This is a genomic window from Sulfitobacter sp. CW3 (assembly GCF_019392245.1).
Classification (GTDB): Bacteria; Pseudomonadota; Alphaproteobacteria; order Rhodobacterales; family Rhodobacteraceae; genus Sulfitobacter.
Genome location: NZ_JAHXRL010000051.1, coordinates 1 through 377, shown reverse-complemented (window position 1 = coordinate 377; position 377 = coordinate 1). Strand labels below are relative to the sequence as shown.

The window sequence follows — 377 nt, the reverse complement described above, 5'->3', positions numbered from 1 at the left end:
GATCGCCCACTTCGAGCGGCGGCTGATCGCCGAGCGCACCAAGGACGGGATCGCGGCGGCCCGTGCCAAAGGCAAGCGTCCGGGCCGGCAACCGGTCGATCCGGACAAGGTCGTGGCCGCCCTGAAACTCGTCCAAGCCGGGCTATCGCCTACGGAAGCGGGGCGCCAGGTCGGGCTCGGCCGCGCCACCGTCTATCGCGAAATGGCCCTCGCCGGGATCACACGAGCGGTGTAGCCGCCACCCTCGCAGCTCTTCCGAGGCGGCAACCGTTCACGACCCGTTCGTCTCGACCGTAACTCAGCGAACAATCAACGCGACGCCCTCGTCTTCGTCGGCGGCTCTCACCTCCTCACTTTACCGCGGGGGCGGGCTCATC

1 pseudogene is annotated in these 377 nt (G+C 68.7%); it reads left to right on the top strand.

Annotation, left to right across the window (positions count from 1 at the left end):
• Nucleotides 1–235, top strand: a pseudogene (locus KZZ06_RS20165) (recombinase family protein); the annotation flags it as partial.
• Between the last annotated feature and the right edge of the window lie 142 nt (nucleotides 236–377).